The 18,692-nt window shown below is 74.7% G+C and carries 16 protein-coding genes and 2 pseudogenes; 9 read left to right on the top strand and 9 right to left on the bottom strand.

All coding sequences use genetic code 11. The features are described from left to right. Positions 1-40: 40 nt before the first annotated feature. Positions 41-619, bottom strand: coding sequence for a DoxX family protein (locus AC1VL8_RS10635; protein WP_483075153.1), 579 nt, complete (start codon positions 617-619; stop codon positions 41-43). A gap of 137 nt (positions 620-756) precedes the next feature. Here AC1VL8_RS10635 and AC1VL8_RS10640 point away from each other — a divergent pair, with 137 nt between their 5' ends. Next, positions 757-1,515: a sigma-70 family RNA polymerase sigma factor gene (locus AC1VL8_RS10640; protein ID WP_389226836.1), complete on the top strand. Its 759-nt coding sequence runs from the start codon at positions 757-759 to the stop codon at positions 1,513-1,515. Further along, positions 1,512-1,805 carry a mycothiol system anti-sigma-R factor gene (gene rsrA / locus AC1VL8_RS10645; protein WP_483075154.1) on the top strand — a complete coding sequence of 98 codons (294 nt, stop codon included), beginning with the start codon at positions 1,512-1,514 and terminating at the stop codon, positions 1,803-1,805. Before AC1VL8_RS10640 ends, rsrA begins: the two co-directional genes overlap by 4 nt. 93 nt (positions 1,806-1,898) lie before the next feature. Here rsrA and AC1VL8_RS10650 read toward each other — a convergent pair. Then, positions 1,899-1,974, bottom strand: a pseudogene (locus AC1VL8_RS10650) (50S ribosomal protein bL37). A gap of 375 nt (positions 1,975-2,349) precedes the next feature. Between AC1VL8_RS10650 and AC1VL8_RS10655 the strand changes: the two are divergent. The 3 genes from AC1VL8_RS10655 (at position 2,350) to AC1VL8_RS10665 (ending at position 4,798) form a co-directional block, all read left to right on the top strand. Next, entirely contained in the window at positions 2,350-3,201 is an 852-nt protein-coding gene (locus tag AC1VL8_RS10655) for a type IV pilus twitching motility protein PilT (protein ID WP_483076231.1), read from the top strand. Positions 3,202-3,317: 116 nt separating this feature from the next. Continuing rightward, entirely contained in the window at positions 3,318-4,160 is an 843-nt protein-coding gene (locus tag AC1VL8_RS10660; RefSeq protein WP_483075155.1) for a DUF4097 family beta strand repeat-containing protein, read from the top strand. Then, positions 4,160-4,798 (top strand): PadR family transcriptional regulator, encoded by a 639-nt coding sequence (locus tag AC1VL8_RS10665; protein WP_483075156.1) that lies wholly within the window; start codon positions 4,160-4,162, stop codon positions 4,796-4,798. Before AC1VL8_RS10660 ends, AC1VL8_RS10665 begins: the two co-directional genes overlap by 1 nt. A gap of 84 nt (positions 4,799-4,882) precedes the next feature. Here AC1VL8_RS10665 and AC1VL8_RS10670 read toward each other — a convergent pair whose 3' ends face one another. Then, positions 4,883-5,482 (bottom strand): GDSL-type esterase/lipase family protein, encoded by a 600-nt coding sequence (locus AC1VL8_RS10670; protein ID WP_389226851.1) that lies wholly within the window; start codon positions 5,480-5,482, stop codon positions 4,883-4,885. Between the two features lie 125 nt (positions 5,483-5,607). Further along, positions 5,608-5,763, bottom strand: coding sequence for a hypothetical protein (locus tag AC1VL8_RS10675; protein ID WP_389226854.1), 156 nt, complete (start codon positions 5,761-5,763; stop codon positions 5,608-5,610). Positions 5,764-5,856: 93 nt separating this feature from the next. Between AC1VL8_RS10675 and AC1VL8_RS10680 the strand changes: the two genes are divergently transcribed. After that, positions 5,857-6,831 (top strand): GlxA family transcriptional regulator, encoded by a 975-nt coding sequence (locus AC1VL8_RS10680; RefSeq protein WP_389226857.1) that lies wholly within the window; start codon positions 5,857-5,859, stop codon positions 6,829-6,831. 139 nt (positions 6,832-6,970) lie between these two features. On the opposite strand, the pseudogene AC1VL8_RS10685 reads toward AC1VL8_RS10680, so the two are convergent. The 5 genes and pseudogenes from AC1VL8_RS10685 to AC1VL8_RS10705 form a co-directional block, all read right to left on the bottom strand. Further along, positions 6,971-10,910: pseudogene (locus tag AC1VL8_RS10685) on the bottom strand (multifunctional oxoglutarate decarboxylase/oxoglutarate dehydrogenase thiamine pyrophosphate-binding subunit/dihydrolipoyllysine-residue succinyltransferase subunit). A 304-nt stretch (positions 10,911-11,214) separates the two neighbouring features. After that, a complete protein-coding gene (locus AC1VL8_RS10690) occupies positions 11,215-12,033 on the bottom strand; it encodes an ABC transporter permease (RefSeq protein WP_389226863.1) in 819 nt (272 codons plus the stop codon). Next, positions 12,030-13,037 (bottom strand): ABC transporter ATP-binding protein, encoded by a 1,008-nt coding sequence (locus tag AC1VL8_RS10695; RefSeq protein WP_483075157.1) that lies wholly within the window; start codon positions 13,035-13,037, stop codon positions 12,030-12,032. The genes AC1VL8_RS10690 and AC1VL8_RS10695 overlap by 4 nt, the downstream gene beginning before the upstream one ends. A gap of 81 nt (positions 13,038-13,118) precedes the next feature. Beyond that, positions 13,119-14,174 (bottom strand): sensor histidine kinase, encoded by a 1,056-nt coding sequence (locus tag AC1VL8_RS10700; RefSeq protein ID WP_389227843.1) that lies wholly within the window; start codon positions 14,172-14,174, stop codon positions 13,119-13,121. Between the two features lie 29 nt (positions 14,175-14,203). Then, entirely contained in the window at positions 14,204-14,986 is a 783-nt protein-coding gene (locus tag AC1VL8_RS10705; protein WP_389226869.1) for a response regulator transcription factor, read from the bottom strand. A gap of 156 nt (positions 14,987-15,142) precedes the next feature. Here AC1VL8_RS10705 and AC1VL8_RS10710 point away from each other — a divergent pair, with 156 nt between their 5' ends. The 3 genes from AC1VL8_RS10710 to AC1VL8_RS10720 all read left to right on the top strand — a co-directional run bounded on the left by AC1VL8_RS10710 (position 15,143) and on the right by AC1VL8_RS10720 (position 18,616). Continuing rightward, on the top strand, positions 15,143-16,477 hold the full coding sequence (locus AC1VL8_RS10710) for a hemolysin family protein (RefSeq protein ID WP_389226872.1): 1,335 nt from the start codon (positions 15,143-15,145) through the stop codon (positions 16,475-16,477). Beyond that, positions 16,474-17,520, top strand: coding sequence for a hemolysin family protein (locus tag AC1VL8_RS10715; RefSeq protein ID WP_483075158.1), 1,047 nt, complete (start codon positions 16,474-16,476; stop codon positions 17,518-17,520). Before AC1VL8_RS10710 ends, AC1VL8_RS10715 begins: the two co-directional genes overlap by 4 nt. Positions 17,521-17,770: 250 nt before the next feature. After that, positions 17,771-18,616, top strand: coding sequence for a M15 family metallopeptidase (locus AC1VL8_RS10720; protein WP_483075159.1), 846 nt, complete (start codon positions 17,771-17,773; stop codon positions 18,614-18,616). The last annotated feature ends 76 nt before the right edge of the window (positions 18,617-18,692 follow it).

Consider the following 18,692-nt stretch of genomic DNA (forward strand, 5'->3'; position numbering starts at 1 on the left):
CGCGGCGGCGTCCAGGGCGCGCGGGTGGTGCGTGACCGGCTCAGTGCACGGCGTCGGTGAGCTTCTGCTTCGCCGACCGCTGCGCCGCGGCAGCCGTCGCGGCGGCCGACGAGGCGGCGGCTGCCGCGGCCCGGGTCGCCCGGGCGTGCTCGACGCGCCACCGCATCCCCGGCCGCCCGGCGGTGTCGGCGGCGGCGATCAGCGCGCCGCCGGACAGGGACAGCCCGCGCAGGAACCGCGCCTTGCGGTCCTTCTTCTCCTGCTCGGTGAGGTGCGCCCTCTCGGAGCGCGACGGCGGGGCGTCGGCAGCGGCGAGCGGCAGCGTGAGCGCGGCGAGGGCGAGCGCACCCGTCCGCGGTGCCCGGCCGGTGGCGAGCAGCAGCGCCGCCAGCGCGGTCGCGCCGCCGTGCACGCGCACGACGAGCCGGAGCTGGGAGTCCGAGGGGTGCCGGTACGCGTCGAGCGCCCCGCCGAGCGCCCCCGCGGGCACCCGTGCCTCCAGGCGGCCGATCGCGTCGCGCGCGACCGCGACGTGCGGGGCGGGGCGGCGCAGGGCGTCGACGCCCTGGGTCAGGAACCACGACGCGAACAGCGGTCGGGCGATGCGGCGCAGCAGCATGACGTCCTCCTCGGGGTCGTCCGCGACGTGCGGACACCTGCGGATCAACCTAGCGGGGCGTGCCCGCCGCGTCCTGCCCGGGCGCTCTCGGGGCTCGACCGGGAATGCGCCGGGGGCCGGGCCGTGTTGGGACGACCATGAGCTGTTCCACCCTCGAGCGGCCGCTCGCCCCGGCCGCCTCCGTCGCCGTGCTGCCCCCGCGGGCCGCCGGCGGCGCACCGCCCGTGCTCGGACTAGGCTCGGGGGTGATGAGCGAGGACACGACACGCGCCCCGGAGTCCGAGGACGACGCGGCGCGCAGCGAGCGGTTCGAGGCCGAGGCGCTGGTCTACCTGGACCAGCTGTACGGCGCCGCCCTGCGCATGACGCGCAACCCCTCGGACGCCGAGGACCTGGTCCAGGAGACGTTCGCGAAGGCGTTCGCCGCGTTCCACCAGTACCGCCCGGGGACCAACCTCAAAGCGTGGCTGTACCGGATCCTCACGAACACGTTCATCAACACGTACCGCAAGAAGCAGCGCGAGCCGCAGCAGTCCCAGGCCGACGACATCGAGGACTGGCAGATCGCCCGCGCCGAGTCGCACACGTCGACCGGCCTGCGGTCGGCCGAGGCCGAGGCGCTGGACCACCTGCCGGACTCCGACGTGAAGGACGCGCTCGCGCGGCTGCCCGAGGACTTCCGGATGGCGGTGTACCTCGCGGACGTCGAGGGCTTCGCCTACAAGGAGATCGCCGAGATCATGGGCACGCCGATCGGGACGGTGATGTCCCGGCTGCACCGCGGCCGCGGGCAGCTCCGGGACATGCTGGCCGACTACGCCCGCGACCGCGGGCTCGTCGCGGCGACGCCGTCGGCACGGGAGCAGGGCACGGGAAGCGCAGGGGGGACGCGATGACGGGGGACGACGCAGCAGCGGTGGCGCCGGGAGCCGAGGCGGGCTGCGGCCCGAACTGCGAGCAGGCCCTCGGCCGGCTCTTCGCCTACGTGGACAGCGAGCTGCCCGCCGACGACGCCGCCCAGGTGCGCGCGCACGTCGAGGACTGCCGGCCCTGCCTGGACGAGATGGCCGTCGAGACGATGCTCAAGGAGCTCGTGAAGCGGTGCTGCCAGGAGCAGGCGCCCGCGGACCTGCGGCTGAAGATCCACGCGCGGCTCACGGAGATCCGGGTCACCCGGACGGTCTGAGGCCGCGGACGCGGACACGGCTGCGAACACGAGGAAGGGCCCGGTGCAGGTGCACCGGGCCCTTCCTCGTCGCTACGGCTGCGCCGGTGACGGTCAGGCGTTGGGACGCTTGCCGTGGTTGGCGGAGCTTCCCGGCGCGGGAACGGCGCTTGCGGCCACGCTTGCTCATCGATCTCTCCCTGGTCAGGCTTCCGGCCGGACGGAGGATGCCCCGACGGCCCAGTGACTCCCCATCGTCCCACATCCGGGCGGGGTCGCCCGCACCGGTGCCTCAAGGACGACCACGTTCCGGCCGATGGGAGAGGGGTGACCGACCAGCCGCAGTCCGTGGTGCCCCTCCTGCACGCCCTCTCCCAGGCGGGCGGGTCCGACCTGCACGTGAAGGTCGGCTCCGAGCCGCGCGTGCGCGTCGACGGCCGCCTCCGCCGCCTCCAGGTGCCCAGCCTGACGCCGCGCGACACCGAGCACATGCTCGGCGAGGTGCTGCCCGACGAGCTGCACGGAGACGTTCGTCCGCACCCACGAGGCGGACTTCGCGTTCTCGCTGTCGGGCGTCGGCCGGTTCCGCGTGAACGCCTACCAGGCCCGCGGCACCTACGGCATGGTGTTCCGCCTGGTCGCGATGGGCGCCGAGTCGCTCGCGGAGCTGGGCCTGCCCGAGGTGCTGGGCGAGCTGGCGCTGGAGCCCCGCGGCCTGGTGCTCGTCACCGGCCCGACCGGCTCGGGCAAGACGACGACGCTGGCGTCGATGATCGACCTGATCAACACGACGCGCGAGGCCAACATCGTCACGATCGAGGACCCCATCGAGGTCCTGCACCACGACAAGCGGGGGATCGTCTCGCAGCGCGAGGTCCGGCAGGACACGGCGGACTTCACCGTCGCGCTCCGCGCCGCGCTGCGCCAGGACCCGGACGTGATCCTGGTCGGCGAGATGCGTGACCTGGAGACCGTACGGGCCGCGATGTCGGCCGCGGAGACCGGGCACCTCGTGCTGTCGACGCTGCACACGATCGACGCCGCGGAGTCCGTGAACCGGATCGTCGACTTCTTCCCGCCGCACGAGCAGCAGCAGATCCGTGTCGCGCTCGCGCAGTCGCTGCGGGGCATCGTCTCGCAGCGCCTGGCCCGTCGCGCCGACGGCCAGGGGCGGATCGCCGTGGTCGAGGTGCTCGTCAACACCGGGCGGACCGCGGAGGCGATCCTCGACCCGTCGAGCAGCGAGCCGCTGATCGACCTGATCCGCCAGGGCGACTACTACAAGATGCAGACCTTCGACCAGCACCTCGTCCGGCTCGTCGTGGACGGCACGGTGACGTTCGACGAGGCGCTCGCCGTGGCCACCAACCCGCAGGACCTCACGGTCGAGCTGCGGTCGGTCGGCCTCGTGTCCTGACGCCCGGGCCACGCCCGTGGGCGCCGGTCCCCTCGGGGGTCCGGCGCCCTTGTGCTGCCCGGGGCGGCGACGTACGGTGTCGGGACGCGATATATCTCGACACGGAGGAGCGCGGCATGGCCACGGAGTCCTGGGTCGTCCTCGGCCCGCAGGTGATCGACGTCGACGACGTGCGCTCGGTGCGCGTCCAGGTGAACGGCGGCCGGGTGGACGTCGTGGCCCACGACGACCCGGCGCGGACCGACGTGCGGATCGAGGTGCACCGGGTCGACGGGCTGCCGCTGGAGGTCACCTACGCCGACGGGGCGCTGTGGGCGGGGGTGCGGTCGGTGACGGGGCTCGACGGCTTCCTCGACCGGCTCCGCGGCCCCCGCCAGCGTGACGGCGTCGACGTGCACCTGGCGGTCCCGCGCGCGGTCGCCGCCTCGATCTCCTCGGTGAACGCCGACCTGCTGCTGACCGGGGTCCAGCAGGACGCGTCGGTGTCGACGGTCGGCGGGAGCGTGCTCGTCGACGGGACCCGGGGTGCGCTGACGGCCAAGAGCGTGTCGTCCGACGTCGTCGTGCGGGACCACGCGGGCGACCTGAACGTCGCCACCGTGTCGGGGGCGGCGACCGCAGCCGGGGCCCTGTCCCGGGTCACGGTCACGACCGTGTCGGGCGAGGTCACGCTGGACTGCCTCGCCGCGACGTCGGTGTGCCACGCACGCACCGTCTCGGGCGACGTCGCGGTGCGGCTCCCCGCAGGGCACGGCGTCGCCATCGAGGCGCGCAGCGTGTCGGGCCGGGTCGTGGTCGACGGGGTGGAGCACGGCGACCGGCGCCCCGGGCGGACCAGCCTCGACCTGCGCGACCCGCAGGCGACCTGCTACGTCTACGCCCAGACGGTCTCCGGGCACCTCACCGTGCTGCACGGTGCGCCCCTGGCCGAGCCGGTCGTGCCGCCCGCCGCGGGCTGATGGCGGTCTTCGGGCACGGGCAGCTGCGGCTCTACCTGCTCTCGCTGCTCGCGACCGGACCGCGGCACGGGTACGAGCTCATCACCGCGCTGTCGGACCGGTTCGGCGGCACGTACCGGCCGAGCGCGGGGACGATCTACCCCCGGCTGGCCCGCCTCGAGGAGGAGGGCCTGGTCGAGCGGACCGCGGCCGGGCGCAAGACGCTCTACGCGCTCACCGATCGCGGGCACCGGGAGCTCGCCGACCACGGCGAGGAGCTGACGCTCCTGGAACGCGAGCTCGCGGCCACCGTGCGGGACCTCGCCGCACGGGTGCGCGCCGAGGTGGCGGGGTCGATGGCGGGGATGCGCGCCGACGTCGCCGCGGCCGCCCAGCAGGCGCGAGCCGTGGCTGCCCAGCAGGCGCGGTCGGACGGGGGTCACGCGGGGGAGACCCCGACCGCCCGTGCGCGGCGCCGGTCGCAGTCGCGCGACCGTCGGGTGCAGGTCGAGACCGAGCTGGCGACGTTCCGGGCGGAGGTGCGCGCCGCGCTCCGCGAGGCCGACGCGCGCGGGGAGGTCCCGGCGCTGACCGTGGACACCGTGCGGACCGTGCTCGCCAGCGCCCGGTCGGCCATCACGGCGACCCTGCCCCGCTGAGCCGGGTGCTGCCGCGCGGGGCCGGGTGCTGCCGCGTCGGGCCGGGCGCTGCCGCGCGGGGCCGGGTGCTGCCGTGCCAGGCCGTCAGACCACGTCCTCCGGCAGGCCGAGCCAGGCGTTCCAGTGCGAGTGCAGGACCAGCCACGCCATCAGCCCGTAGCCGGCCTGGCCGGGGAGCGACCCGTCGCCCGCGGCGAGGTCGGCAAGCCACTGCTCGTGCCCGGCGAGCGGGCTGAACGTGTCGACGTAGGGCACGCGGCGCCGGGTCGTGACGTCGGCGAACGCGGCGGACAGGTCGGCGAGCACCGTGGGGTCGACGCCGGCGCCGGGCGGCGGGCCGACGACGAACGCGGGCACGCGGCGCTGCTCGGCGGCGTCGAGGATGTTCGCGAGGTTGAGCCGGCTGCGGGCCAGCGAGAGCCCGGTCAGCGCGTCGGCGCGGCCGAGGGCGACGACGAGGCGCGTGTCGGCCTCGGGGGAGACGCGACGCAGGACCTCGTCCTCCCACCGGGCGGACAGGCCGGAGGTCGACTCGCCCGGCACCGCGAGGGTGAGGACCGTCGGCGGCACGGGGGTCGTCGTGCGGGCTGCGACCCGGCCCACCCACCCGAGCGCCCGGGGGTCTCCGGCTCCCGCGGCCAGCTCGTCGCCGACCACCACCAGCCGCAGCGGCAGCTCGCCCACCTCGGTACCTCGTCCCTCGTCCGTCGTGCGTGCGGCGCGGCCCGGCGGGCGCGCCCGGCCCAGTGTCGCAGGGCCGCGCCGCCGACGCGCAGCCGCCCCGCCGTGCGGGTGGCGAGCGGACGGGTTCAGCGGAGGTACGCGTCGGTGTCCTCGGTCCAGTCGTGGTGCGAGGCGGGTGGGCGGCGGGTGCCGGCGCCGTCGAGCCGGATCCAGTCGGCGAGGCGTGCGGCGAGCCACACGGTGAGGGTCAGCAGGGCCAGGGCGATCAGGAGTGCGGTCATGGCAGAAATCATGTGCCGGTCGAATACGCGCCACGAGTGGCAGGACGGCCGTACCCCATCGAGATCCCGCCAGTTCCGTGGCAGACTGCCCAGATGCTGCAACGCGTCGCCGCCATCGCGGTCCCCGGGGTGTCCGCCTTCGAGCTCGGGCTCGTGTGCGAGGTCTTCGGCATCGACCGGTCGGGCACGGGCGGGCCGACGTTCGACTTCACGCTCTGCACCCCCGAGCCCGGCCCGCTGCCGATGGACCCGGGTGGCCTGACCATCGAGATCGCCGCCGGGCTCGAGGCCGCGGCCGACGCGGACCTCGTCGTCGCCCTGCCGTTCAAGGCGCCCTACGTGCTGCCCGACGGCGTGGTGGACGCCCTGCAGGCCGCGCACGCACGCGGTGCCTGGGTGATGAGCATCTGCTCCGGGACGTTCGCGCTGGGGGAGGCCGGGCTGCTCGACGGTCGTCGGTGCACCACCCACTGGATGTACGCCGACGACCTCGCCCGCCGGTTCCCGACCGCCGAGGTCGACCCCGCGGTGCTGTACGTCGAGGACCGCGGCGTGATCAGCAGCGCCGGCACCGCGGCGGGCATCGACGCCTGCCTGCACCTGATCCGCCGCGAGCTCGGGGCCCAGCAGGCCGCCGCCGTCGCCCGGCGGATGGTCGTGCCCCCGCACCGGGACGGGGGCCAGGCGCAGTACGTCGACACGCCGCTGCCCTGCGACGCCGACACCCTCGCGCCGCTGCTGGCGTGGATGACCGACCACCTCGACGAGGAGCTGACGGTCCCGGACCTCGCGTCGCGGGCGCTGATGTCCGAGCGGACGTTCGCCCGGCGGTTCCGCGCCGAGACCGGCACCACGCCCGCGGCCTGGGTGACCCGGCAGCGGCTCGTGCGCGCGCAGGAGATGCTCGAGCGCACCACCGTCGGCGTCGACGAGATCGCCCGCGCCAGCGGGTTCGGCAGCGCCGCGATCCTGCGGCACCACTTCAGCCGGGTCCTGGGCACCAGCCCGCAGGCGTACCGCCGCCAGTTCACCTGCGCGGACGACCCGGCCACGACCTCGGTCGCCTGACCCGCGCCAGCCGTCGCCCGCACCGAGACAGGACCGCCGCGCCGAGACAGGACTCCCGAAGGTCCTGACTCGACGCGGCGGTCCTGTCTCGGCGGGGCCGGCGGGGCCGGGCGGGGCCGGCGGGGTCGACGCCCCGCCGTCAGCGCTCGAACGCCGCCCGGAGCAGCTCGGCCTGCTCGGCCTGGTGCGCCTTCGCGGAGCCGGCGGCGGTGGACGCCGACGCCGGGCGGGACACCGCGCGGACCGGGGCGCCGACGACCTGCGGCATCGCGAGCGACACGTAGCCCCACGGGCCCTGGTTGCGGGGCTCGTCCTGCACCCACACGAGGTCGGCCCCGTCGAACGGCGCGAGCGCCGCCCGCAGGCCCTCGTGGTCGAGCGGGTACAGCTGCTCGAGCCGGACGATGGCCGTGCGGTCGTCGCCGAGCTTGTCCCTCTGGGCGACCAGGTCCCAGTAGAGCTTGCCGGAGCATAGCAGCACCCGGTCCACGCGTCCGGCGTGCTCGGCGGCCACGGGGTCGCCGACCACGGGGCGGAACGTGCCGGAGGTGAACTCCTCGACCTTCGACGCGCCGGCCTTGAGGCGGAGCATCGACTTCGGGGTGAACACGACCAGCGGGCGCCGCGGTCGGGTGTAGGCCTGGCGACGGAGCAGGTGGAAGTACGACGCGGGCGTGGTCGGCTGCGCGACCGTCATGTTGCCCTCGGCGCACATCTGCAGGAACCGCTCGATGCGGGCCGACGAGTGGTCCGGCCCCTGGCCCTCGTAGCCGTGCGGCAGCAGCAGCACGACGGAGGAGTGCTGGCCCCACTTCTGCTCGGCGGAGCTGATGAACTCGTCGATGACGGTCTGGGCGCCGTTGACGAAGTCGCCGAACTGCGCCTCCCAGAGCACCAGGGCGTCCGGGCGCTCGACGGAGTAGCCGTACTCGAACCCGAGCGCGGCGTACTCCGACAGCGACGAGTCGTAGACCCAGAACTTCGCCTGGTCCGCCGACAGGTAGAGCAGCGGCGTCCACTCGGCGCCGGTCTCCCGGTCGTGCAGGACGGCGTGCCGCTGCACGAACGTCCCGCGCCGGGAGTCCTGCCCGGCGAGCCGCACCGGGGTGCCCTCGATCAGCAGGGAGCCGAACGCGAGGATCTCGCCGAAGCCCCAGTCGATGCCGCCCTCGCGGGACATCTGCTCCCGCTTGGCCAGCAGCTGCGCGAGCTTCGGGTGGATGGTGAAGCCCTCGGGGGCGCGCACGTGCGCGGCCCCGATCCGCTCCAGCACCTTGCCGGGCACCGCGGTCTGCCAGCCGATGATGACGCCGGCGTCCTCGCGCTGGGACTCCGGGCGCTCCAGGCCGGCGACGGGCTCCGCGTCCGGGGACGGCGGCGTCCAGCCCTCCTCGCGGGTCTCCGCGAACACCCGCTCGAGCTGCGCCTGGTAGTCGCGCAGCACGTGCTCGGCCTCCTCCAGCGTGATGTCCCCGCGGGACACCAGCGCCTCGGTGTAGAGGCTTGCGGACGGACCGCTTGGCCTCGATGAGGTTGTACATCAGCGGCTGGGTCATCGAGGGGTCGTCGCCCTCGTTGTGCCCGCGGCGGCGGTAGCAGACCATGTCGATGATGACGTCGCGGTCGAACTGCTCGCGGTACTCGAACGCCAGCTCCGCGACCCGGACGCACGCCTCGGGGTCGTCCCCGTTGACGTGGAACACGGGCACCTGCAGGCCCTTGGCGATGTCGGTCGCGTACTGCGACGACCGCGAGGACGACGGACCGGTGGTGAACCCGACCTGGTTGTTGATGACCAGGTGGATCGTGCCGCCGGTGCGGTAGCCGCGCAGCTGCGCGAGGTTGAGCGTCTCGAACACCACGCCCTGCCCCGCGAACGCCGCGTCGCCGTGCAGCAGGATCGGCAGCACGGAGAACCCGTCGCCGCCGAGGTCGATCCGGTCCTGCTTGGCGCGGACGATGCCCTCGAGCACCGGGTCCACGGCCTCCAGGTGCGACGGGTTGGCCGCCAGGTACACGCGGGTGCTGGCGCCCGACTCGGCGGTGAAGACGCCCTCGGTGCCGAGGTGGTACTTCACGTCGCCGGAGCCCTGCACCGACTTCGGGTCCTGGTTGCCCTCGAACTCGCTGAAGATCTGCCCGTAGGACTTGCCGGCGATGTTCGCGAGCACGTTCAGCCGGCCGCGGTGCGCCATGCCGATCGCGACCTCGTCCAGACCGCCCTCGGCCGCCCGGGACAGGATGGCGTCGAGCAGCGGGATCGCCGACTCGCCGCCCTCCAGGGAGAACCGCTTCTGCCCGACGTACTTGGTCTGCAGGAAGGTCTCGAACGCCTCGGCGGCGTTGAGGCGGCGCAGGATGCGCAGCTGGTCCTCGCGCGGGGTGGGGGCGTAGCCGGCCTCCAGCCGCTCCTGGAGCCAGCGGCGCTGGCGCGGGTCCTGCAGGTGCATGTACTCGATGCCGGTGGTGCGGCAGTAGGAGTCGCGCAGCAGCGCGAGCACCTGGCGCAGCGTGGCGCGCGGCTTGCCGGTGAACCCGCCGGTCGGGAACGTGCGGTCCAGGTCCCACAGCGACAGGCCGTGCGTCTGGACGTCCAGGTCCGGGTGCTTGCGCAGCCGGTAGGCCAGCGGGTCGGTGTCGGCCATGAGGTGGCCGCGCGACCGGTAGGCGTGGATGAGCTCGGCGATCCGGGCCGGCTTGATCGCCTCGGCGTCGGGGTCGTGCGAGGCCTCCTTGACCCAGCGGATCGGCTCGTAGGGCACGCGCAGCGACGCGAACACCCGGTCGTAGAAGCCGTCCTCGCCCAGGAGCTTGCGGGACAGGATGCGCAGGAAGTCGCCGGACTGGGCACCCTGGATGACGCGGTGGTCGTAGGTCGAGGTCACCGTCAGGACCTTCGACACGCCCATCCGGTTCAGCTGCTCGTCGGACGTGCCCTGGAACTCGGCCGGGTAGTCCATCGCGCCGACGCCGATGATCGTGCCCTGGCCCTGCATCAGGCGCGGGACGGAGTGCACGGTGCCGATGGTGCCGGGGTTGGTCAGCGACAGGGTGGTGCCGGCGAAGTCGTCCACGCCGAGCTTGCCGCCGCGGGCGCGCCGGACGACGTCCTCGTAGGCGGTCCAGAACTGCGCGAAGTCGAGCGTCTCGGCCTGCTTGATGCTCGGCACCAGCAGCTGGCGCGTGCCGTCGGGCTTGGCGAGGTCGATCGCCAGGCCGAGGTTGACGTGCGCCGGCGTGACGTAGCCGGGCTTGCCGTCGACGAGCGTGTAGGCGCTGTTCATGGCGGGCATCTCACCGACCGCCTCGACCAGCGCGAAGCCGATCAGGTGGGTGAACGAGATCTTCCCGCCCCGGCCGCGGGCCAGGTGGTTGTTGATGACGATGCGGTTGTCCACCAGCAGCTTCGCGGGGATCGCGCGCACCGACGTCGCGGTGGGGACCTCGAGGCTGGCCTCCATGTTGGTGACCACCCGGGCGGCGGGGCCGCGCAGGCGCTGCACCTGGTCCTCGCCGGTGGGGACCTGCTGCTCGGCCTCGCGCGCCGCCTTCGCCGCGGGGGCGTAGGGCGCGGTCGCGGGCTGGGCGGTCGCCACGGGCGACGCGGCCGGCACGGCCTGCTCGGGGTCGCGCGGGGCGGGCTGCTCCTGGGGTCGACCCGACTGCGGGGTCGGCGCCGGGGGGACCGGGTCGCCGGGCGCGGTGTGCGCGGGGCGGTCGGCCGCCGCCGGGGCGGGTGCCGTGACCGCCGGGGCGGAGGCAGCCGCGGGGGCGGCCGGCGCGGGGGGCGTCGGTGCGGGCGCAGCGGGTGGCGTCGCGGCCGCCCCGTCGTTCCCGGGTGCGCCGTCGCTCCTGGCGGCTCCGTCGGTCGCTACCGCGCCGTCGCCGCCCGGGGCACCGCCCGGTGCGCCCGAGGTCGTCGCCGCGGGGTTCGACGGCTTGTAGCCCTCGAAGAAGTCCCACCACGCGGGGTCGACCGCGGTCTTGTCCTGGAGGTACTGCTCGTACAGCTCGTCCACCAACCACGCGTTCGCGCCGAAGTCGGCCCGGTTCACGTCTGGCTCCGCATGCTGGGACACGCGAGGATCGCCCACTTCCTCCGCGGCCGTGACCGCGTCTTCGCCGGATCAGTACGCGCCCAACCCTACGTCCTGACCGGACGTCATCTCCCCTCGGGAGCGGCGCGCCGCGGGTGGTTCACACGGTTGTCACACGACGGGTCGCCGGGGGGTGTCCCGCGTCCCATCTGCACGTCTACCCCGGGCATGGATCTGACCAACTCGGTCATGGCGGGGTCTGCGGGGCCCGGCGCCGGACGACGACGCCCCCGCCACCGGACCCGCGCGGGGTGGTGACGGGGGCGTGCGTCGCCGGGCCGGGCGCTCAGGTGATGTCGCGCTTCAGCGTGGTCAGCCGGCCGAGCAGGGCCAGCAGCAGCGCGTAGCCGACCAGCACCGCGGCGCCCGCGACCGGACCGAGGATGTCCCCGGCGCCGCTCGCGGAGTAGAACGACCCGCCGCTGACGGCCTCGCCCGCCGCGCCGGGCAGGAACTTGGCGATCGGCGCGGTCGCGTCGCTGAGGGCCAGGCCCACGCGGGCGATCGGCTCGACGAACTGCGTGAACGCCAGGACCACCACGATCGCGACGACCTGGTTCGGCATCGCGAACCCGAGGCCGACGCCGAGCACGCACCAGACGGTCAGCGCGAGCGCGGTGCGGGCGATGATCGCCCAGATGCTCCCGTCGCCGAGCGAGGCGGGCGTGTCGGTCAGCGCGAACACCACCGCGCCGGCGCCGACGGTCGCGAGCGTCCCGAGGACGCCGTAGATCAGCCCCATCGGCACGCCTGCGGCGAGCTTGGCCGCGACGAACCGGGTCCGGTCCGGCTGCGCGAGCAGCGTCGGGGTCAGCGTGCGGTGCCGGAACTCGGCGGTGACCGACAGGACGCCGACCAGCAGCGGCAGCACGTAGCCGAGCGACGCGGGCAGCGTGTACACCGCGATCGCGACGTCCCGGTCGGCGAGGCCCTGCGGCGTGCCGGTCGTCGTCGGGCCGCCGGTCGCGGCGCCGCCGTCGAACGTGAACACGAACGCCATCAGGGCGCCCAGGAACACCATGTAGCCGACCATCACGATCAGCAGGACCCACCAGGTGCGGGTCGTGACGATCTTGCGGTACTCGGAGACCAGCGTGTCCTTCATCGCGCACCTCCGGCGGGCGTCGTCGTGGTGGCGTCGGGGCCGGCGGGCGCTCCGGTTGCTGCGGGCGCCGCGTGCGCGCCGTGCGGGCGGTCCGCGGGCCGGGGCGCGGTCAGGCGGAGGAACACGTCCTCGAGCCCGACGGCGTGCGGGGCCAGCTCGTGCAGCTCCAGGCCGGCGGCGAACGCCGCGTGGCCCACGGTCGACACGTCGGTGCCGACCAGCTCGGCCAGGCCGGGGCCCTGCGGCAGCGCGGCGCGCTGCCAGCCCGACCGGGCGACGAGGGCGTCGAGCCCCGCGGCGTCGGGGGAGGCGACCCGGACCCGGGACTCGGCCAGGCGGCTGAGCTCCTCGAGGGTCGAGGCGTGCACCAGCCGGCCGCCGGCGATGATCACCACGTCGTCGACCGTCTGCTGGACCTCGGACAGCACGTGCGACGAGACCAGCACGGTGCGGCCCTGGGCGGCGAGCGCGCGCAGCAGGTCGCGCAGCCAGCGGATGCCCTCCGGGTCCAGGCCGTTCGCGGGCTCGTCGAGCAGCAGCACCGGCGGGTCGCCGAGCAGCGTCGTCGCGAGCGCGAGCCGCTGGCGCATGCCGAGCGAGAACCCGCCCACGCGGCGCTTCGCGGCGGCGCCGAGGCCCACGAGGTCGAGCACCTCGGCCGCCCGGGCGTCGGGCACACCGGCCTGCGGCGCGTAGACGCGCAGGTGGTCCAGGGCGGTGCGGCCGGGGTGGAAGTCGGCGGCCTCGAGCGCGGCGCCGAGCGTGCGCATCGGCCGGTCGAGCTCGGTGTAGCGGCGGCCCTGGATCGTCGCGGTCCCGCTGGTCGGCTGCACGAGCCCGAGCAGCATCCGCAGGGTCGTGGTCTTGCCGGCACCGTTGGGGCCGAGGAACCCGGTGACCCGGCCCGGGCGGACCGTGAAGCTCAGGTCGTCGACGGCTCGGACCTGGCCGAACGTCTTCGTGAGGTGCGAGACCTCGATGGCGTGCGTGGCGTCGGGTGGCATGCCTCGACCCTAGGAGGCGCGGGTGCGCCCCGACCATCCGTCGCGAGACGGGTCCTGCGGCTCCGTCCCGAGGGGGAGCGGTCAGAACGCCCCGGTGGCCGGTCGCGACGTGCGCCGGGACGGGAGCATCACCCGCATGGTGCACCCCGTGGGGGTGTCGGCGACCTCGACGGTGCCGCCGTGCAGCGTGACCGCCCAGCGGACGATCGACAGCCCGAGCCCGGTGCCCCCGGTCGAGATCTGCCCGGTGATCGCCGGGCTGTTGCCGCGGGCGAACCGCTCGAAGACCCGCTGCCGCTGGTCCGCGGCGATGCCGGGGCCCGCGTCCACGACGTCGAGCTGCACCCAGCCGCCGGCGCGGCGCGCCTCGAGGCGGACCTCGGACCCGCGGGGGGAGTGCCGCACCGCGTTCTGCACGAGGTTCGCCACCACCTGGTGCAGCCGCTCCCGGTCGGCGGGCAGGGTGAGGTCCGGCGGGTCGACGACGACGGGGAACGTCAGGTCCTTGGACGACCCGACGAGGCGACCCTCCTGGGCGGCCTCCTCGAGGAACTGCTGCATCGGGACGTCGGCGACCCGCAGGTCCACGGCGCCCGCCTCGAGCCGGGACAGGTCCAGGAGCGTCGCCACCAGGCGGCTGAGCCGCTGCGTCTGGGCGAGGGCGGCCCGCATCGCCTCCGGGTCGGGGTCGTCGACCCCGTCCACGATGTTCTCCAGCTGCGCCTGCAGGGCCGTGACCGGGGTGCGCAGCTCGTGGGACACGTTCGCGACCATCTCGCGGCGCACCGTGTCGGCCTGCTCCAGGTCGTCCGCCATCCGGTTGAACGCCTCGCCGAGCTGGCCGACCTCGTCGCGGCTCGTGGCGCGGACCCGCCGGCTGTAGTCGCCCGCGGCCATCGCCCGGGCGGCCGACGTCATCTCGCGCAGGGGCGAGGTCATGCCGCGGGCGAGGATCTGGGTCATCAGCAGGGCGATGACGATGACGATCGGGAACGTCCGGGTCGGTCCGAGGGCGTTGTTCAGGCCGAGCCAGGTGAGCATCGCCGCGACGAACACCGCGGCGGCCACCAGGACGCCGAGCTTGATCTTGATCGAGCGCAGCCGGTCCAGCGGGCGCACGTCGGGCAGGCGGCCCATCCGCGCCGCGCGCTGGTGCCGCGGCACGGTCACGAAGGCGCCCCCGACGCGCCCCCGGCCGGCTCCAGCGCGTAGCCGACGCCGTGCACGGTGCGGATCAGGTCGGCGCCGAGCTTCCTGCGCAGAGCCTTCACATGGGAGTCGACGGTGCGGGTCCCGGAGGCGTCGACCCAGTCCCAGACCTCGGCGAGCAGGCGCTCGCGGGTCAGCACGGTGCGCGGGGAGGCGGCCAGCGCGAGCAGCAGGTCGAACTCGGTGGGCGTGAGGTGCACCTCCTCGCCGGCGCGGTGCACGCGGCGCTGCGCGCGGTCGATGACGACGTCGCCGACCACGACCGGCGGCTCGGCCTCGGGGGCGCCCGCGGCGCGCTCGGCGACCAGCGCGGCGCGCTGCTGGCGGCGCAGCAGGGCCTTGACCCGGGCGACCAGCTCGCGCATCGAGAACGGCTTGGTCATGTAGTCGTCGGCGCCGACGCCGAGCCCGATCAGCATGTCGGTCTCGTCGTCGCGGGCCGTGAGCATGAGCACCGGGACCGGGCGGTCGGCCTGGATCCGGCGGCACACCTCGAGCCCGTCGATGCCGGGCAGCATCACGTCCAGCACCACGACGTCGGGGGTGAGACGCGCCGCGGCCTCGACCGCCTGGAGACCGTCGCCGACGGTCTCGACCTGCCAGCCCTCGGCGGACAGCCGGCGCGCGACGGCGGTCGCGATGGCCGGCTCGTCCTCGACGACGAGCACCGAGGTGGACGCGGCGCCGGGGGCGCCCGCGGGGCTGCCGGCGCCGGCGCCGGGGCGGGATGCGAAGGACATTCCCTCAGCGTAGGACGCGCATGTGGAGGTTTCGTATGATCGAGCCACCATGAGCAGCTCAAGTCGCTGCCGGCGGACGCCCCGGGCCACCGAGCCCGGGGTCGACCATGCCGGCCCCCCTGTTCACCTGACGACCCTCCGCGCGGGCGGTGGGCCGTGCTGACCGAGTGGCTGCTCGTCGCCCTCGGCGTCGCGCTCACGGCCGGGACCGCGGTGTTCGTCGCCAGCGAGTTCTCCCTCGTGACGCTCGACCCGGGCCTCGTCGAGTCGCAGACCGGCCCGGACGACCGGCGCGGGCGGAGCGTGCTCGCCGCGCTGCGTCGGCTGTCGACCGAGCTGTCGGGCGCCCAGGTCGGCATCACGGTCACCACGGTGCTGCTCGGCTACACGACCCAGCCCGCGGTGAACCGGCTGCTGTCCGGACCGCTGCAGGAGTCGGTGCTCGGCGTGGCGGTCGGCGGCGCCGTGGCCGTGGTGCTGACGCTGGTGCTCGTCAACGGGTTCTCGATGCTGTTCGGCGAGCTGGTGCCCAAGAACTTCGCGATCAGCCACCCGCTGGGCACCGCGCGCCAGGTCGCGCCGCTGCAGCGGGGGTTCACCTCCGCGCTGCGGCCCCTCATCACCGTGTTCAACGGCAGCGCCAACTGGCTGCTGCGGCGCGTCGGCGTCGAGCCGCGCGAGGAGCTGTCGGGCGGCCGCTCGCCGCAGGAGCTCGCCGCGCTGGTGCGCCGGTCCGCGCAGGTCGGCACGCTCGACGTCACGACGGCCACGCTGCTGACGAACTCGATCGAGTTCTCCGACCTGACGGCGGTCGACGTCATGACGGACCGCCAGCGGGTCGTGGTGCTGCGGCGCGACGACACCGCGACGGACGTCGTGCGGCTGTCCCGGGAGACCGGGCACTCGCGGTTCCCGGTGATCGGCGACGACTCGGACGACATCGTCGGGCTGGTGCACCTGCGCCGCGCCATCGCCGTGCCGTACGAGCGGCGCGGGGAGGTGCCGGCGGCCGCGCTCATGGTCGAGGCCCCGCGCGTGCCCGAGACGGTGCACCTGGGACCGCTGCTCGTCGAGCTGCGGGACCACGGGCTGCAGATGGCCGTGGTCGTGGACGAGTACGGCGGCACGTCGGGCGTCGTCACGCTGGAGGACGTCGTCGAGGAGCTGGTCGGCGACGTGGCGGACGAGCACGACCGCCGCCGGACGGCCGCGTCCCGGCGGGCCGACGGCGCCTGGGTGGTGTCCGGGCTGCTGCGCCCCGACGAGCTGACCGAGACCACCGGGCTGGTCGTGCCCGAGGACGGCCGGTACGAGACGCTCGGCGGCCTGGTGATGGCCGCCCTGGGCCGCGTGCCGCAGGCCGGCGACGAGGTGCAGGCCGGGGACGTCCGCCTGCGGGTGGAGTCGATGGCGCGCCGCCGGGTCGAGCGGGTGGTCGTCCAGCCGGGCGCCCCGGCCCCGGCCGCGCCGGACGCGGGGGGTGCGGCATGAGCAGCGGACTCGCCCTGCTGATCGCCGGCGCGCTCCTGGCCGGCAACGCGTTCTTCGTCGCGGCGGAGTTCGCGATCATCTCCGCCCGGCGCTCCTCGATCGAGCCGCTGGCCCAGTCCGGCGACCGCCGGGCGGTCACGGTGCTGTGGGCGATGGAGCACGTGTCCCTGATGCTGGCGTGCGCCCAGCTCGGCGTCACGGTGTGCTCGACCAGCCTCGGCCTGGTCGCCGAGCCGGCGATCGCGCACCTGATCGAGGACCCGCTGCACGCCCTCGGCGTCAGCACGTCGCTCGCGCACCCGATCGCGTTCGTCGTCGCGCTGCTCGTGGTCGTCTACCTGCACGTCGTGCTGGGGGAGATGGTCCCGAAGAACCTCGCCGTGTCCGGGCCCGACCGGGCGGTGCTCGTGTTCGGCCCGCCGCTGGTGTGGCTCGCCCGGGTGGTGCGGCCGGTGATCCACGCGCTCAACTGGGTCGCGAACCACGTGCTGCGGCTGTTCCGGGTGGACCCGCGCGACGAGGTCGCGTCCGCGTTCACCGCGCGCGAGGTGCAGTCGATCGTCGAGCAGTCCCAGGCGGAGGGGCTGCTGGACGACGACCAGGGGCTGCTGTCGGGTGCGCTGGAGTTCTCCGACCGGACCGCCGCCGACGTGATGGTGCCGCTGGCCGAGCTGCGTTCGGTGCCGTCCGACGTCACGCCCGACGACGTCGAGCGGCTGGTCGGCCGGACGGGGTACTCCCGGTTCCCGGTGCGGGGGCGCGACGGCAGCCCGACCGGCTACCTGCACGTGAAGGACGTCCTGTACGCCGACGACGAGACCCGGCGCCTGCCGGTGCCGACGTGGCGCGTGCGGGCGATGGCCGTGGTCGCACCGGGGGACGAGGTCGAGGACGCGCTGGCCGCCATGCAGCGGTCCGGCGTGCACCTGGCGCGGGTGGAGGACGGCGGCGCCGCGGTCGGCGTGGTGTTCCTCGAGGACATCCTGGAGGAGCTCGTCGGCGAGGTCCGGGACGCGATGCAGCGCGGTGCGATGCGCCGGTGAGGACCGGGGATAGCACGCGTCCCGCTGGTCCGCACGTGGGACGTAGGTCACACGTCCGGGTGATCCCGGTGGGTGATCTGCGGCGACACGCCGATGATCCGTCACCTACCACCCGGCAGGGGGTTGGAGCGGGCGCCTGAGCCCGTTATGGTTTCGTGATCGTCCTCCCCGGAACGCCGGCAGCAGCGGTGACGCGCGCCCGCCGACCGCGGAGGTAGCCCTCGTCCACGTCATGACTCCCGGAGGTTCCGTGGCGCAGCACCGCGTGCAGCCCGCCGCCACGGGCAACCCCACCCGCCGCCAGCTGCGCGAAGCCGGGAACGCTCCCACCGCCGCGCCGGCCGCGACGGACGCACCCGTGGCCCCCGCCGACCGCCGGCGCGGCAACCCGCTGGCCCGCTGGGGCACCCGCGCCGGCGTCCTGGTGACCCTCGCCGCCGTGACGGTCGCGATCCCGCTGTCCCAGCGCCCCGCCGCCAGCGACGAGACCTTCACCGACGCCCAGGCCGACGCGACCCTGCCGAGCACGGTCGAGGCGCTGACCTCCTCGGCGTCGTCCGTGCTGCCGCCCGCGTCGCTGCTGTCCAGCGACGCGACCGCCGTGCGCGCCCAGGTCGACGTCAGCCGCAGCGAGGTCCGCGAGATCCTGCCGGGCTGCGACGGCGAGGCCGGCACCGCCAGCGCCAACGGCCAGCTCCCGCAGAGCGACCTCTGCTACCTCTGGGACGGCAAGACCGAGATCCGCGCCGACGCCGCCGAGGCGCTCGCCGAGCTCAACGCCATGTGGGTCACCCGGTTCGGCACCGACCTGTGCCTGTCCTCGGGCTACCGCACCCTCGCGGAGCAGCGGGCCGTCAAGGCGCAGAAGGGCGGCCTCGCCGCCCCCGCCGGGCGCAGCAACCACGGCTGGGGCCTGGCGGTGGACCTGTGCAGCTCGCAGACCACCGGCGCGCAGTGGGAGTGGCTGAACGAGAACGCCCCCGTCTTCGGCTGGGAGAACCCCGCGTGGGCGCGCCCCGGCGGCAGCGGCCCGTACGAGCGCTGGCACTGGGAGTTCACCAAGGGCGTCATGGCCGACGGCGAGTACTACGGCTGACGCAGCCTGCTGACGACGAAGGGCCCCGCCGACCGGCGGGGCCCTTCGTGCGTCCGGCAGCCCGGGTCCGGGCGGC

The sequence above is a fragment of the Cellulomonas sp. KU4C genome, from assembly GCF_056868065.1.

Bases quoted from the DNA above. Each gene is read 5' to 3' on its own strand.
- AC1VL8_RS10635 (WP_483075153.1), bottom strand. From the start codon at position 619: ATGCTGCTGCGCCGCATCGCCCGACCGCTGTTCGCGTCGTGGTTCCTG.
- AC1VL8_RS10640 (WP_389226836.1), top strand. From the start codon at position 757: ATGAGCTGTTCCACCCTCGAGCGGCCGCTCGCCCCGGCCGCCTCCGTC.
- rsrA (WP_483075154.1), top strand. From the start codon at position 1,512: ATGACGGGGGACGACGCAGCAGCGGTGGCGCCGGGAGCCGAGGCGGGC.
- AC1VL8_RS10660 (WP_483075155.1), top strand. From the start codon at position 3,318: ATGGCCACGGAGTCCTGGGTCGTCCTCGGCCCGCAGGTGATCGACGTC.
- AC1VL8_RS10665 (WP_483075156.1), top strand. From the start codon at position 4,160: ATGGCGGTCTTCGGGCACGGGCAGCTGCGGCTCTACCTGCTCTCGCTG.
- AC1VL8_RS10675 (WP_389226854.1), bottom strand. From the start codon at position 5,763: ATGACCGCACTCCTGATCGCCCTGGCCCTGCTGACCCTCACCGTGTGG.
- AC1VL8_RS10680 (WP_389226857.1), top strand. From the start codon at position 5,857: ATGCTGCAACGCGTCGCCGCCATCGCGGTCCCCGGGGTGTCCGCCTTC.
- AC1VL8_RS10690 (WP_389226863.1), bottom strand. From the start codon at position 12,033: ATGAAGGACACGCTGGTCTCCGAGTACCGCAAGATCGTCACGACCCGC.
- AC1VL8_RS10695 (WP_483075157.1), bottom strand. From the start codon at position 13,037: ATGCCACCCGACGCCACGCACGCCATCGAGGTCTCGCACCTCACGAAG.
- AC1VL8_RS10700 (WP_389227843.1), bottom strand. From the start codon at position 14,174: ATGGGCCGCCTGCCCGACGTGCGCCCGCTGGACCGGCTGCGCTCGATC.
- AC1VL8_RS10705 (WP_389226869.1), bottom strand. From the start codon at position 14,986: ATGTCCTTCGCATCCCGCCCCGGCGCCGGCGCCGGCAGCCCCGCGGGC.
- AC1VL8_RS10715 (WP_483075158.1), top strand. From the start codon at position 16,474: ATGAGCAGCGGACTCGCCCTGCTGATCGCCGGCGCGCTCCTGGCCGGC.